Raw genomic sequence first — 14,276 nt, 5'->3', positions numbered from 1 at the left:
TCGAAATAATACTTGAAACTATATCACGATGGCCGTTTGCAAGCACCATAGGTCATCCGACCAACTCCTCGAATGCTTCTCGAATCCCGATCCGATCGAGAGTCAACTGTTGGAGCAATTCCACGGATGAGCCAAGGCCCATTCTCCTACCAATCATCTCCAAAACACCTTGCTTTCCGAGCGGCACGCGCGTCGTGCGGCCCACGGTCAGTCTGAGGTTGTGATCGAGGGCTGAGAGAAAACGGTAGCCGTCGCGCAGGGCGGCAAGCTCGGCCCTTGCGTCCTTCAACGTATCAATCGAGGCCAGCCGGTCGAGCATCGAAACGGTCGAGCGGTCGCCCGTGTCGTCGGGAATATTGTGCACGAGTTGCAGGTAACGCATTGCAAAATAGACGTCGAGCATGCCCCCCTCGCCGTATTTGATGTCGATCTCTTTCCCGCGACGCGCCTGCGAACGTTGTTTTTCGAGTGCGAGCCTGACGCGGCGTGTCTCAGCGGCGAGTTCGGCACGATTGGTAGCTAAGGCTCGTTCGTGGATGATCCGCCGAGCCCCGGACTCGGCCATTTCACCGAGCTTCACGTCGCCGCCCGCCGCACGCAGCTTTACGAACGCGAGCATCTCCCAGACGGCCGCCGTATCCCGCATGTAGTCGAGAAATCCGGAAGCCGGCATCGCGGTCAGCCCTTTTGATCCGTATGGCCGCAGCCGCAGGTCCACGCGATACAAGCTGCCGTCGCGCGTCATCGAGGATAGCGTCGTCACGAGCAATTCGGCCGCCCGTGCATAGAATTCTGCTGATGTCAGCTTATCGACGGGTGGCGGTCGCTCGTCGTCATAGACAAGCACCATGTCGAGGTCGGAATCGTAATCCAGCCCGCGTCCCCCGAGTTTGCCCAGGCCGAGAACGGCCAAATGCAGCACATCGATCTCGGCCACGAACTTTCTCGACAACTCAACCCTCACGACCTCTATCGCCGCTGCGATGCTCGCCTCGCCGAGCTGGGTCTGCAGCCGTTTGGCCTCAAACATATTTGCCTGTCCATATACGTCGCGAACGACGATCTTCAACAACAGCCGCGACCAGGTCTTTCTCAATGAGCTCAGGCGCTCGCGAAAACCGCTTGCATCCGTAACAGCCGTCATCAGCACTTCCGCGTAGTTCGGTTCACCGTCATCGAGCCGCCCAAGCTCGTCGACAAGCTGCGGATTCGCCGCTATCATCGCCGCAAATCGAGGCGAAACCTCGATCAGGCGCTCCAGGACAGGCGTATTGCCGCCGACATCGATCCCGGCCTTGTCGAGCGATGCCATCACATGTGCCCGCGTCCGGTCAGGGGCACGCGAGACCTCAATGCTCGCGGTAGTTTCCTCGCGTGCGGCCTCGCCAAAGACGCGGGTAAATATCCGCGCCACATTCTCCGAATGCCTAACGAGGTCGCTCTCAAACTCGCCGCCGCCGGCCATTTCGATACGACGAGCGAGCAAAGCACGCTTGGCCGCGTCGTCCGGCACGGTATGCGTCTGCAGCCCGTTCTCCATCTGCAGAACGTGTTCGGTCCGTCTCAAGAACTCATACGCCGACGATAGTTCCGTCAGTTCCGTCTCGCTCAGATGCCCTCGATCCGCCAACCGCGCGAGCGAGATCAACGTGTGCCCCTCACGCAGCCACCGGTCTCGCCCGCCATACGCAAGTTGCAACGCCTGTGCGATAAATTCGATCTCGCGAATGCCGCCGCGGCCGAGCTTGACGTTAAACCCGCCGCCGCGGGCGTGCAGGTCGATCTTGTCCTTCGAGGCCCGCGCGTTCGCCAAAGCCGTCTCGACGGTCTCATCCTTAACAAAAACCAATGGCTCGATCTCACCATAGAAACGCTTAAACAATGCCGCGTCGCCCGCCGAACATCGCGAACGCACCATCACCTGCCTCTCCCACGGCCGGGCGTCGTTCTGGTAGTAGCGAACCGTATCCGGAAACGACACCGCCAGCGGCCCAAGCGTGCCGTGCGGACGCAGCCTGACATCGACGCGATACGCGGTCCCTTCGCCCGAATGCACGCCGATCAGCTTGATCATGTGCTCAGCGAGCTTGACGAAATATTCGCGATTCGTCACCGCATCACGTCGCCCGCCAGTCGAAATGCCTTCATCGGAATAAAGAAAAACAAGGTCGATATCTGATGAATAATTCAGCTCGCGCGAGCCGAGCTTGCCGAGGGCGATCACGCAAAATGCGGCGTCATTGCCCGCCTCGCCATATCGCTCAACGATCTCGCCGCGAGCCATGTCCAACGCTAATTCCAGCGTCGCGTCGGCGAGATTCGATATCTCTTCGGTGATCTCGGCGATCGTCGCCAGCCGGCGAATGTCGCGCAGATATATCCGCAGTAATTCCCGCCGTCGAAACCGCGTGAATATCACCTGCGAATCGAGTGGGGGGCTTGCCTCGGCAAAGCGTCTGAGCGATGCGAGCAGCGCGCCCTTGTCACGATCTATTACAGAGCGCCTTTTCTCATCCAGCCACCAGAGGTATTCCGGCGTCTGCAGCAGAGTGGTCGCGAGCAGCGGGCTAAACGCCGCCAGCGTTGCGGCATCTGATAGCAACGCGACATTCGCCATCAGTCGCGAATGATGCTCGGGATGTTTGGCCGCGAGGTCCTCGACAAACCGCCGCGCGGCACCGCTGTCGGGCAGCCCGGCGATCAGTTTTTCCATTGTGTCTGCCACGCGTTAGAATCTACACCCGTGCCCGCAAGCGAACAAATCACGCGGCTGACTTTCGAGGTCGAGCCCGAAAGCCACAAACAAAAGCTCGGCGCATACCTGACCGACCACTTGCCCCAACTCAGCAAAATGTACATCCGCGAACTAGTGCGCGACGGCCACGTCGAGGTAAACGGCACCCACGAAAACAGCGGCCGCCGCCTGCGTCCCGTCGATTTCATCGAGGTAACCTACGACGCAACCCGCGGCACCTCAATGCGCCCCGAAGACATCCCGCTCGAGATCGTCTTCGAAGACGCCCACCTGATCGTCGTCAACAAACCCGCCGGCATGCTCGTCCACCCCTCACACCGCGAAAAGACCGGCACGCTCTTGAATGCTCTCACATACCACCTGAACCGCGACTCTCTTCGGGCTTCGCCCGCCTATTTGCGGAAAAGCTCCGCTTTTCCGAACGACACCAAAGAAAAAAGCGGCTACGCCGCCGCCGTACGTCCGGGCTTAGTCCATAGATTAGATAAGAACACCTCAGGCCTAATAGTGGTTGCAAAAACCCCATTAGCCCATCGAAATCTTTCAAAAAGCTTCATGCGCAAACAGGTCAAAAAGCTCTACATCGCCCTCGTCGAGGGGCTGATCCCCGACGACGCCGGTACGATCACCGCCCCGATCGGCCGCCATGCGATGCAAAAACAATGGAGCGTCCACCCCAGAGGCAAACACTCCGTCACAAACTACCGCGTCCTCTCCCGCAACCTCGACGCCGACACGACCCTCGTCGAATTAGAACCCGTCACGGGCCGCACCAACCAACTCCGCATCCACTGCCAATCGATCGGCCACCCCATCCTCGGCGACCAACAACGCGCCACCCGCGAGCATGCCAGACTCTGCCTCCACGCCCGCCGCCTCGACTTCCCTCACCCCGCAACCAACGAGCCGCTCCAATTCCAAACCACGATCCCGCGCGAATTCGTCTGACTCACCACGTAGCGGTGGATTGACATTAGCCGTGGGTTTCAACCCACGGAAGCCAAACGAATGCCGACCTCGTCGCGTCGCGACGAATGACCCGTCCACCGGTCGCTGCGCGACGGCCGATTACGCGAGCCTCATCACGAGCATTGGATCGTCATTAAACGATGCAATACCTTGTCAAGCCCTATTTTGTGGTCCGTTCCCTGAAAGGGAGCCATGTAATAGCGTCGGGAGCATCCCGACGATAGCGATCTACACAGGATCATGTCCCTGTAAGGGACAGATCTGCGTCTCGACCGCCTAAACTGCGAACGTTTATATGTCCCCTTCAGGAACACACGCGCAGGGGCCGCCTTGCCGTCGGGCTGCACCCAACGCTCTTGCATTTGTCCCTTTCTGAGACAGGCCAGGCGATCTGCTGACTACCGCTACGGCCTACTTTCCGGTGGATGGACTGAACGGATGGACGGAGCGAACGGACCGAAAGGCCGTGCGTCACAAAAACGGTCCGTTTTGCATGCGCGTGGGTCATACGAAAATGCAGTTGGTCATACGCGGGACACAAGCGTCCCGCGTCTTGGGTTCGGTATTAGGTGTTTGTCACACCTATCACCTAATGGGTAGTGGTTCAGTTTGAAAAACCGCCTCTCCGCGAACTCTGCGTTTCATTCTCTGCGTTCTCTGCGTGGAAAAAACCTCAGCAAACATTCCACGCGGAGAACGGAGAGAGTTTCGCAGAGATCGCAGAGACGATCACAATTTGAAACTGAACCATTACTACCTAATGCCGATCACCTAATACCTTCCCTATTTTGTGATAAGCTATACGAATAACCGCTGAAACTGTCGCTAATTACTCGTTTTATATGTTTTTTGGCGGCCGTTTAATAGAATCCTAGGTTGGAGAAACTTTTGTTATGGCAGAGATATCGATACCTTCAAACATCACGAACGAAGAGCTGATCAAGTTCGTCACCGAGGCCGTGGAGCTGTGCAAGCCGGCGAATGTAGTCTGGTGCGACGGCTCACAGGCCGAGTACGAACGCATGTGTCAGGAAATGGTCGATTCGGGCACGTTCATCAAGCTGAACCCCGAAAAGCGGCCGAATTCGTTCCTGGCCCGCTCGCATCCGAGCGATGTCGCCCGCGTTGAGGACCGCACTTACATCTGCTCACGTGCCAAGGGCGACGCCGGCCCAACCAACAATTGGATGGCTCCCGTCGAGATGAAGGCCATTCTCAAAAAGAAATTCGACGGCTGCATGTCGGGCCGCACGATGTACGTCGTGCCGTTCTGCATGGGCCCGATCGGCTCGCCGATATCGCAATTCGGCGTGCAATTGACCGATTCGGCCTACGCCGCCGTCAATATGAAGATAATGACGCGCATGGGCACCGAGGCTCTTGAGGCTCTCGGCGACGGTGAATTTACGCGTTGTCTGCACTCGGTCGGAATGCCGTTGAGCGATGGCCAGGCAGACGTCGCATGGCCGTGCTCGCCGGACCCGAAAGATAAGTATATTGTTCATTTTCCTGAGGAAAATTCGATCGTTTCCTACGGCTCCGGCTACGGCGGCAATGCACTTTTGGGCAAGAAATGCCTCGCCCTGCGTATCGCTTCGACCCTCGGCCGCGCCCAGGGCTGGCTCGCCGAGCACATGCTGATCGTCGGCGTCGAATCGCCCGACGGCAAGAAAGATTACGTCTGCGCGGCGTTCCCTTCGGCGTGCGGTAAGACGAATTTCGCTATGCTCATCCCGCCGAAACCGTTTCAGGAAGAAGGTTGGAAGATCACCACCGTCGGCGACGACATCGCCTGGATCAAGCCCGACGACACCGGCAAATTGCGTGCGATCAACCCCGAGAACGGCTTCTTTGGCGTCGCCCCGGGCACGAATTATTCGACAAATCCCAACGCCATGGAATCGATCAAGGAGAACACGATCTTTACGAACGTGGCCCTGACCGACGACGGCGACGTTTGGTGGGAAGGCATGGACGGTGATGCCCCGGCCCACGCCATCGACTGGCAAGGCAACGACTGGACGCCGGCAAGTGAAGGAAAAGCCGCCCATCCGAACTCGAGATTTACCGCACCGATCACGCAGTGCCCGGTCGCCGATGAAAGATTCAATGACCCGACCGGCGTGCCGGTCTCCGCCTTTATCTTCGGCGGCCGCCGCAATTCGGTCGTGCCGCTTGTGCAGCAGAGCTTCAACTGGGCCTTTGGTGTTTACATGGCCGCGACGATGGGGTCTGAGATGACCGCCGCCGCATTTGGCAATATCGGCGAAGTTCGCCGCGATCCGTTCGCGATGCTTCCCTTCGCCGGTTATCACATGGGCGATTACTTTTCACACTGGCTCAACTTTGGCCGCCAGATCCCCGATCCGCCGCGCATCTTTAGCGTCAATTGGTTCCTGAAGGACGAGAACGGCAAGTTTGCGTGGCCGGGTTATGGCGAAAACATGAGGGTGCTAAAGTGGATCGTAGAAAGATCTCGCGGCGGTTCAAAAGGCATCGAGACTCCATTAGGGTGGCAGCCTCGTTATCAGGACCTGGATTTTCGCGGCCTCGATTTTACGGAAGAGCAATTTAATGCCGTCATGAATCTCGACCGCAACCTCTGGCTCAAGGAGATCGCCCTGCACGACGAGCTTTTCTTTAAGCTATACGACCGCTTACCAAAGGAGATGACGTTCATACGAGAATTGCTCGTCTCCAATCTATGGCGTTCGCCGGAACTCGGTCTCGCCGCATCGAGGCCAGAACCCGAAGGTGCCGTTAAGGCCGCCGGTTAAGATCTAGTGAGGAAGCGGCTCGTCAGAGCCGCTTTTTTGATGTAGACTTGGCTGTACAAGTCAGTCTTGGGAGCCTCGTATGAAAAGGATATTGATATCGGCATTATATCTCCTACTGCTGGGCTCAGCCGTTCTGGCCCAAAAGGACGCCCTTGTACCGACACAGTTAAAGGTCGGCGACCTTGCTCCGAATTTCACGTTGAGCGATACCACGGGACATAAGGTCAACCTCAGCGATTTTCGAGGCAAGCACAATGTTGTCCTGGCCTTTTATGTTTTTGCTTTCACGGGCGGCTGAACGAAGGAATTGCAGGCGTACCAGGCTGGTATCGCAAACTTCGAGGCAGCGAACACAAAAGTTTTGGGCATCTCGATGGATTCGAGATTCTCGAACAAGGCCTTCGCCGAAAAGATTGGCATCAGCGGCTTTCAGCTGCTGAGCGATTGGGGCGGGGCCGTTACAAAACAGTATGGCCTGTTTAATGAGGCCGGCGGCTACGGCAAACGCGGCACGTTCGTAGTCGATAAAGAAGGCAAGATCCGCCAGGTCGTCCTCGATAATTTAGCGATCGACCCGACGAGTACGCTCGAAACTTGCAGCTTGATGGAGAAGAAACTGGTCGTTGCGCCGCCAAAACCATGACAAATTACGCACCATGCCCATTCTGCGGCGCAGCAAACGCCGAAAAAGTTAAGTTTACCTGGTGGGGCGGCCTCCTCGGCCCAAAGGTCCTCAGCCATGTTAAGTGCCTTTCGTGCGGCAAAGGCTATAACGGCAAGACGGGGAAAGACAATCAGACCGGCATTATTATCTATTCGGTGATCGTCGCGCTGGTCGTGCTGGCGTTTGTCGGCGTGCTCTTTGCGGCCCTCGCGATCCTGATGGTCGCGACGCGATAGCCTATCTGTCGTCGGTGGCAAGCTCCTCGACATGAAGGCCGTCGGCGTCCTTGATCAAGACCTCGATCCGCCGCTCGGCGTTTGTAAGCCGCTGCCGACATTCGCGTGAGAGCTTGATCCCCTTCTCAAATAATTCTAGGCTCGCCTCGAGCGGCAGGTCGCCGTCCTCGAGCTTGGTAACGATCTCTTCAAGTTCCGCGAGCGACGCTTCAAAGGTTTTTTCCATTTATCTCACCAGTTCTTCCGCCTGCCGCAGCAGGTCTGCGAGGTTGCCCACACCGAAGGTCTCAGCTGCCTTCTTGGTCAGACCGCGCGTAGCAAACTCGATCAGTTGTTGGCCGACCGTGCGCGCAATATCGGTCGCAAGTTGGTCGTCGTTGAGACCAACGACCTTCCACTTGCCGCCGACCTTGCTCATCTTCAATTCGAGCCGTTCGCTGGACCTGCTCCGTACGATCGCTGTATCGCCCGCTGCGTTAATGTCGAGGTATCGCCCGGCGCCAATTACCATCATAAAGAACGGGACGCGACCGTAGCGTTCGGTGCGGTCGCGAATGACCTTTGCCAACTGCGTTCGCGCCCGGTCCTTGATCGCGGGCATCAGTGGATCAGCGAGCCGCGACATCTTGTCGATGACCGGCTGCGGCACGCCGCGGCCGTACATCTCCACGGCCTTTTTCACAATCTGAGGCATGAAATCATCCACCACCGCATCGATGTCGATTATCTCGTTTATCGTCTGCTGGTCGTCCCGTTTGGCGGCGTCAACAAGCAGAGCCAGAGCGTACTGCGGTTCATCCTTCAGGCTCTGGTAATACAACCAAGCGGTGAGCCCGCCAATAGCGGCAACGCAGGCCGCGACCGCGACCATGATCCCGAGCACCTTGCCCTTCCGGCCATTTCGTTGAGAAACACTCTCAAATGGCGGCTGCGGTGCTGAGCGAACGCTCTGCGCCGGTTCGTTGTCAAGAATAACGCGAAATTCAGACATCAAACTTCAGTGGCCGTGACCTCGGCGTCCAGTTTCCCACGCTCAAGGCGTATTTTCAATTTATCGCCGGCCTTCGCTTGTCCCGCGTCACGCAGCACGCTGCCAGCGGCCGTTTGCGTGATGGAATAGCCCCGCGTGAGCACCGCGAGCGGCGAAAGGGCGTTGAGCTTTGCCATATCCTGTTCGAGTCGGGCCTCACGCGCTTTCATCGACCTGCCGACGGCCACATCGGCCCGCTGAAAGGCCGTATCGACCCTGTGTCCCAACCGCGCGGCCCTGGCTTGGATGGCGGTCGGCGTGAATCGGGATGCCACGCCCGAAAAACGGTCCTTTGCCTCTCGAACTCTGCCCTCAAAGCTGCTCTCCAAACCACTCGATGCCAGATCAAGCCGGGCGTTCGCCTCGTAGATCCTGCGTTCGGTCAGATCGCAGCACCGGTCGCCATACGAAACGAGCGCGTTAACGATATCCTCTTCCCTCGCGGCGACCATCTCTGCCGCCGCCGAAGGCGTTGGAGCACATACATCCGCCACGAGATCTGAGATCGACTCGTCGATGGCATGCCCGACGGCCGAGATCACAGGTATCTCGCTCGAGCGCACGGCCCTCGCCAAGGCCTCGTCGTTAAACGCCCATAGGTCCTCGGCCGACCCGCCGCCGCGTCCGATTATCACCACGTCGAGGCGCTCAGCGGCGGGCAAACCGCTGTTGTATCCATTCAACGCGATCAACGCCCGGCGAATGCTGTCGGCCGCTCCCTCGCCTTGAACCAAAGCGGGAGCCAGTAAAATGCTGACCGACCGCGCACGCCGCGTCAGAACCGTCAGAATGTCCTGAAATGCCGCTCCTGACCTGCTCGTGATCACGCCGACGCGTCGCGGAATGAACGGTATCACGCGCTTCAGTTCATCCGCGAATAACCCTTCGCCCTCAAGCCTCGACCTGATCTGCTCAAATGCTGCGCGCAGAGCGCCCTCACCCGACGGTTCAAGCGATTCTACGACGAGTTGATAGCTGCCGCCCGCCTCATAGACCGTAACTTTTCCGCGAAGACGCACGGTGATACCGTTCTCAGGCGTGAATTTGATCCTATAATTTGTTCCCTTCCAGCACACGCATTTGACCTGCGCATCGCCGTCGTTGAGGTTGAAATACCAGTGCCCCGACGCCGCCTTGGCAAAATTCACCACCTCACCTTCGACCCAAACACTGGCAAACGAGCGTTCTAAGAAGGCGCGCACCTCTGCATTTAGCTCCGAGACCGTCAACGGCCGGCTCTCATCCTGCTCAAACAATGCTTGGAACAGAGGTTCTTCCACTCGATTCAATTTGAACATATAACCAGCTCGGGGCACAAAGAACTGACAAGAAGGTGATCCTCTCCGACCGCCGCGCTGGCCGATCGGTCCGCCAGCTCATTCGCCTTCGCATAAAAAAAGGGAATAATTTGATGCCCGGCCCGCACAGCAGACGACACGCGGTCACAATGCGGGATCTCTTACTTTGACGCGAGAATGCACAATATGACTTAGATCTCTCAATAATGCATAGTTTGCGTAGAACGAGCGGCGGGATAAAGGGCCCGTTTTCGGCCATCAGCGGCGGGACGAGCAGCGTGACCAACCAATAGGACGAGTACGGCGTTTAAGGTGGGATAAGCACGGTCGATGATCGTGGCGCCTCAAAATGACTAATGGCGGGACAAGCTGAGTCGGTCTTTCTTAAAAAATGTCGATACAACCAGGGAAAATTGTCGATACAACTGACCAAAATGTCGATACAAAACGGCCGATTCCGGGTCGTCGCCCCTTCCTGACCGTGAGATAGCGAAGGGCACCGGTTTACTGATGAGCTTCGGCAGTGACGGCCGTCACTGTGGCAAACGTATTTTCCCGCTTCGACCTTATCTTGAGCTTTGGCGAAACGCCGCTACCCGCTGCGGTAGTGTCTGAGCGGTAGGTTATCAGGTAGGCCGAGCGGAGTTGGGCCACGATGTCGTCATAGGCCTGCTGGATCTGGCCGATCTGACGGATCGGGTAATATACCCCACCCGAGATCGCGGCCAGGCGTTCGCCTTCGCCTTCGCTCTTGGCAGAGAGCGACATATACTTCATCCGCATCGGGTCGATCACCGCTCCCGTTTCAGAGGCAGCAACCAAGCCTGACGGCACGTAGAGTGGATAAACAAGCGCCCCGCTTTCCTGGACCGACCCGGCAAGCGACTCGAACGGCAGGAATGATCGATTGTCGTCTCCGTCCGTAAGGATCACTATTGCCGACCGCTCACCTCTCAGCGGTCTCAGCGTGTCGGCGATCGTGTAGGCGAGGGCGTCGTAATACGCCGTGCCTCCGCCGGCGTCGAATAGATCAAGGCTCCGGGCCAGCGCCGTTTTGTCGGTCGAAAAGTCTGTGAGCTTCTTGATATCCTCGTTGAAGGTGACTATCGAAATACGGTCACGCTCATCGACCGTCTCAACAAAGTTCCGTGCTGCCTTCCGGATAAAATTCACATAGTTCTCGACACTTCCTGAAACGTCCAGGAGCAGCACCAGATTTACTGGCGCCATCGAACGCTTGACGGAAATGATCTCGCCGGGCTGTCCATTCTCAGATAATTCAAAGTCTGATGCATCCAAACCATCCATAGCACGGTTCCTCAGATCAGTAACCCTCACAGTCGCGGTCTTGATGGCCGAAATGGGCACGTCCAAAGGGGCTCGCTTGACCGCAAACGCCGGTTCGCCCTTGACCGGCGGGAGCGTACTCAGATAATCGCCAAAGTACTTCGGTGACGCCCTCCGTATTGCCTCGGTCAGGAGGCTGTCGCCGCTGCGAACTATCGCCTTCGCTGCCTCGGTCAGAGGCCGCTCACGAAGGTCTGACAGCACTTCGCTCGGAGGCACGTTCAGCAAGATGATCCCTCGGGCAGTTGTTAATTTCAAAGACACGGCCCGGCCAGTTCTGCCTACAGCCGTTCGACGATAACCCTTTTCTTCGGGCTCACCCGCCGCCGCTCGCGTTTCTGCCTCCTTCTCTTGTCGCTTCTTGTTTGTCTTTCCCTTTATCACAAAGCGGCCACCACTCTTTTCCTGGACCTCTTCGATGTCGAAATTGGCAAGGTATCGCGGCTTAGATTCTGTCCACAGGCATGAGTACTTCAGTTCGTCAGTTGGCACGTCCGTAACGATCGTGCCGGTGTCTGTGTTAGCCTCGACCGAGGCGAAGTTACCGACGATCTCAACAGCCCCGTCAACCGTCCCAACCCTGACCTTCATTCGTTCTGGAACTGTCAGGATCAGATCTATACGCTTATTCTTCTCGGCCGGTAGGACCATTATTCGCCCTTCCGCGATCCTTATATCCGACTCCAACACCGGCTTGTTCGAGATCGCCGTAAGGGTCGATTCCGCGGGCATCTCATCTTCTTTGGCAGGGACGGCCGTTACCCCGACACGGCCAAAGTTATTGGTCACATCGAGCGATCCGCCCTCGGTTAGGGTAAGCTTGCGCGTCTGTGCGTCTACAGACAGGGCCGCCGCACACACCAGACAGATTGTGAGAAGAGATCGTTTGGCGAAGGTGCTCATCTGCTCGGATTGCTCGATACTCGTCCAGACTGGATCAGGCGCTGACGCACGCGTTCCTGCCACTTCTTTTTTGGACGTCCGTCGTCGTCAAATCGTTCGATGAGATCATTCATCGACTCACCACCGGCCAGCCTCGTCTTCAAATAGAGCAGGGCAACAATTATCGCCGAAAACGAGAATACGACGATCTGACCCGGCAGCCAAAAGATCTGGATCAGCGATTCCAACAGCGTCTGGCGCACGCGTGAACGCATATCGGCCCCCTCGATCTTGACCTTCGGTGAGCCCGGACTGTTCACGGTGAAGCGAAACCACCCTTCATCCTGTTCAGTGTCCGACGGGGCCGTATCGTTGTTGCTCGCTTGTTCGCTCTCGGGCTTTGGCGCAGGATCAAAGGCCTTCGCCGAGACATTCACAACGAATGAAATACTGCCCGCGATTAGTGCGGGAAGCAAAAACATGATGAGCACAGCCCCGGTCGCAGTCGCAAAGGACCGACGTACAAGGTGCCGCGACCTTCTCAAAGCTTCGATCACTCCCACGTTCTCGAGCATCACCACTGGTGGAACCAAGATCCACCCAATATATGAATAGAAGAATCCAAGCAGACCGGCTCCGGCGGCGCCTATCGCTCCCGTTATCGGGATCACAGCAAAAGAATCCGTAAAGGGATAAAGAGCTAGTCCGAGTAAGGCAAAAACGACGAATCCTGCAATGCCCACAGCCCCGCCGACCACAAATGGCAGGATCGCGGTTAACACGCCGGAGCCGGCAATGCGCTTCCATTTACGACGTGCTTCCTTCAGCGCAGGCCGCACACGCACGGGCCTGAGTGGGACAGAGAGATATTGGATCGTGATCCAGCCTATCGTACCAATGATCAGGTTTGTGCAAAAGGCACTCGCAAATGACAGCGCCAGCCCTACCGCCCACAGAGCTACGCCGCTCGCTGTATCAGACATCATTTCGCTGACTTTCAGGAAGGAGAGTCCGAGCATCGCCAGGGTTAGAACGATCATCGGGGCGGAAAAAAATGCCGATAGCGAGACGAACTTACCCAGATGCTCGCTGTAGATCACCATCGCCCGCCGGAGCAGTCCCCAAATACCTTCGGACCGCGACCGCAACTGGCTTGCGAATGCCTCAGCCGTCTGCGGCCTTCTCTCGGGGTCTTTATCGAGGGCTGAGTGAATGGTCCTCCTCAGCTTCCGCCGAAGTTTGCGGGCACGAAGCTTCGGCGGATCGAGCGTCTTATGGGCCTCCATCACATCCTTAAAATCACCCTCGAATGGAGGCGAACCCGACAACATCTGATACGCGATCACGCCGAGACTGTAGATGTCCGACCTTGCATCGAGATGCTCGCCGCGGCATTGCTCAGGCGACATATATAGCGGCGTTCCCAACACCGCCCCAACACGTGTCAGGTCTGACGACGTCTTTGGATCATAGAGGGTCCGCGGTAATGAGGATTCGTCGGCGATAGGCGCAATACCTACCTCATCAACGAATACCTTCGTCCCAATAGTGTCCTGATCTGTCTGTACATCGTAGATGGCGGTTTTTTGTTCTTTGGCTGCAGGCGTCAGATGAGCTGTCACTTGGGCCCCTTTCTTTACAACCGCGGGGCCCTCACCAAAATAACTTGCCGCAACGGGATCGGTCATCGTCCCGCTTTCTCCGCCGTCAAGCGTGGTCGTCCCGCTGTCAGCGAAGGTTGGATTTCCGGTGATATGAATGCGCTCGCCGTTTGATCTTTCTGCCGGATCCTCTTCGAGCTTCGCGATGCCAAAATCAAGTACTTTAACGGTATAACCGCCACGCTGGTTTGGCTCTAGCCAAATGTTATCGGGCTTGAGGTCTCGATGTATGATGCCCTGTGTGTGGGCCGCATGGACGGCTGAGCACACCTGCTCGAGAATATCGAGCGTCCACCCCACCGGCAGGTTCTTCTCCTCGTCCAAGATCTCGCCCAGCGTGCAGCCGTCGAGATATTCCATTACGAGATAGGCGACCTGGCCATTGCGCGTCTCGGCGAAGCCGAAATCGGTTACATTGACAACATTTGGATGTCGCAGGCGTCCGGCCGCGCGGGCTTCGCGCCGGAATCGCTCGATAAATTCGGCCCGCTCCATGTATTGCGGAGCGATGACCTTGATCGCGACCGGCCGCTCGGTGCCGAGATGCGTCGCGAGATAGACCGTGCCCATGCCGCCGCGACCGAGTTCGCGGGTCATCTCGTATTTGCCATCCAAAACCTGGCCGGCAAGATCAGGGCATTCCATCATCGCGATCCA

General features: G+C 57.4%; 11 protein-coding genes. 5 read left to right on the top strand and 6 right to left on the bottom strand.

Features of this window, described 5'->3' with window-relative positions:
* Positions 1-52 precede the first annotated feature (52 nt).
* On the bottom strand, positions 53-2,713 hold the full coding sequence (locus IPM59_08620) for a hypothetical protein (GenBank protein ID MBK9215652.1): 2,661 nt from the start codon (positions 2,711-2,713) through the stop codon (positions 53-55).
* A gap of 30 nt (positions 2,714-2,743) precedes the next feature.
* Between IPM59_08620 and IPM59_08615 the strand changes: the two genes are divergently transcribed.
* From IPM59_08615 to IPM59_08595, 5 genes are all read left to right on the top strand, one after another.
* Positions 2,744-3,703, top strand: a complete 960-nt coding sequence (locus IPM59_08615; protein ID MBK9215651.1) for an RluA family pseudouridine synthase — start codon at positions 2,744-2,746, stop codon at positions 3,701-3,703.
* Between the two features lie 914 nt (positions 3,704-4,617).
* Positions 4,618-6,501, top strand: a complete 1,884-nt coding sequence (locus IPM59_08610; GenBank protein ID MBK9215650.1) for a phosphoenolpyruvate carboxykinase (GTP) — start codon at positions 4,618-4,620, stop codon at positions 6,499-6,501.
* A 79-nt stretch (positions 6,502-6,580) separates the two neighbouring features.
* Positions 6,581-6,799: a redoxin domain-containing protein gene (locus IPM59_08605; protein ID MBK9215649.1), complete on the top strand. Its 219-nt coding sequence runs from the start codon at positions 6,581-6,583 to the stop codon at positions 6,797-6,799.
* Between the two features lie 9 nt (positions 6,800-6,808).
* The gene (locus IPM59_08600) at positions 6,809-7,144 is read left to right on the top strand and encodes a redoxin domain-containing protein (GenBank protein MBK9215648.1); all 336 of its coding nucleotides are present in this window, start codon (positions 6,809-6,811) and stop codon (positions 7,142-7,144) included.
* The gene (locus IPM59_08595) at positions 7,141-7,401 is read left to right on the top strand and encodes a hypothetical protein (GenBank protein MBK9215647.1); all 261 of its coding nucleotides are present in this window, start codon (positions 7,141-7,143) and stop codon (positions 7,399-7,401) included. Before IPM59_08600 ends, IPM59_08595 begins: the two co-directional genes overlap by 4 nt.
* Position 7,402: 1 nt before the next feature.
* On the opposite strand, the gene xseB is transcribed toward IPM59_08595, so the two are convergent.
* From xseB to IPM59_08570, 5 genes are all read right to left on the bottom strand, one after another.
* Entirely contained in the window at positions 7,403-7,627 is a 225-nt protein-coding gene (gene xseB / locus IPM59_08590; GenBank protein ID MBK9215646.1) for an exodeoxyribonuclease VII small subunit, read from the bottom strand.
* Entirely contained in the window at positions 7,628-8,392 is a 765-nt protein-coding gene (locus tag IPM59_08585; protein MBK9215645.1) for a hypothetical protein, read from the bottom strand.
* A complete protein-coding gene (gene xseA / locus IPM59_08580; GenBank protein ID MBK9215644.1) occupies positions 8,392-9,711 on the bottom strand; it encodes an exodeoxyribonuclease VII large subunit in 1,320 nt (439 codons plus the stop codon). The genes IPM59_08585 and xseA overlap by 1 nt, the downstream gene beginning before the upstream one ends.
* A 522-nt stretch (positions 9,712-10,233) precedes the next feature.
* The gene (locus IPM59_08575) at positions 10,234-11,979 is read right to left on the bottom strand and encodes a VWA domain-containing protein (protein ID MBK9215643.1); all 1,746 of its coding nucleotides are present in this window, start codon (positions 11,977-11,979) and stop codon (positions 10,234-10,236) included.
* Positions 11,976-14,267 (bottom strand): protein kinase, encoded by a 2,292-nt coding sequence (locus tag IPM59_08570; protein MBK9215642.1) that lies wholly within the window; start codon positions 14,265-14,267, stop codon positions 11,976-11,978. The genes IPM59_08575 and IPM59_08570 overlap by 4 nt, the downstream gene beginning before the upstream one ends.
* Positions 14,268-14,276 lie beyond the last annotated feature (9 nt).

The sequence above is a fragment of the Chloracidobacterium sp. genome (assembly GCA_016715795.1).
Lineage (GTDB): Bacteria > Acidobacteriota > Blastocatellia > Pyrinomonadales > Pyrinomonadaceae > OLB17.
Note: the sequence above shows the minus strand (reverse complement) of the source record. Positions and strands in the feature narration are given on the sequence as shown.

Bases quoted from the DNA above. Each gene is read 5' to 3' on its own strand.
- IPM59_08620 (MBK9215652.1), bottom strand. From the start codon at position 2,713: ATGGAAAAACTGATCGCCGGGCTGCCCGACAGCGGTGCCGCGCGGCGG.
- IPM59_08610 (MBK9215650.1), top strand. From the start codon at position 4,618: ATGGCAGAGATATCGATACCTTCAAACATCACGAACGAAGAGCTGATC.
- IPM59_08605 (MBK9215649.1), top strand. From the start codon at position 6,581: ATGAAAAGGATATTGATATCGGCATTATATCTCCTACTGCTGGGCTCA.
- IPM59_08595 (MBK9215647.1), top strand. From the start codon at position 7,141: ATGACAAATTACGCACCATGCCCATTCTGCGGCGCAGCAAACGCCGAA.
- xseB (MBK9215646.1), bottom strand. From the start codon at position 7,627: ATGGAAAAAACCTTTGAAGCGTCGCTCGCGGAACTTGAAGAGATCGTT.
- IPM59_08585 (MBK9215645.1), bottom strand. From the start codon at position 8,392: ATGTCTGAATTTCGCGTTATTCTTGACAACGAACCGGCGCAGAGCGTT.
- IPM59_08575 (MBK9215643.1), bottom strand. From the start codon at position 11,979: ATGAGCACCTTCGCCAAACGATCTCTTCTCACAATCTGTCTGGTGTGT.
- IPM59_08570 (MBK9215642.1), bottom strand. From the start codon at position 14,267: ATGATGGAATGCCCTGATCTTGCCGGCCAGGTTTTGGATGGCAAATAC.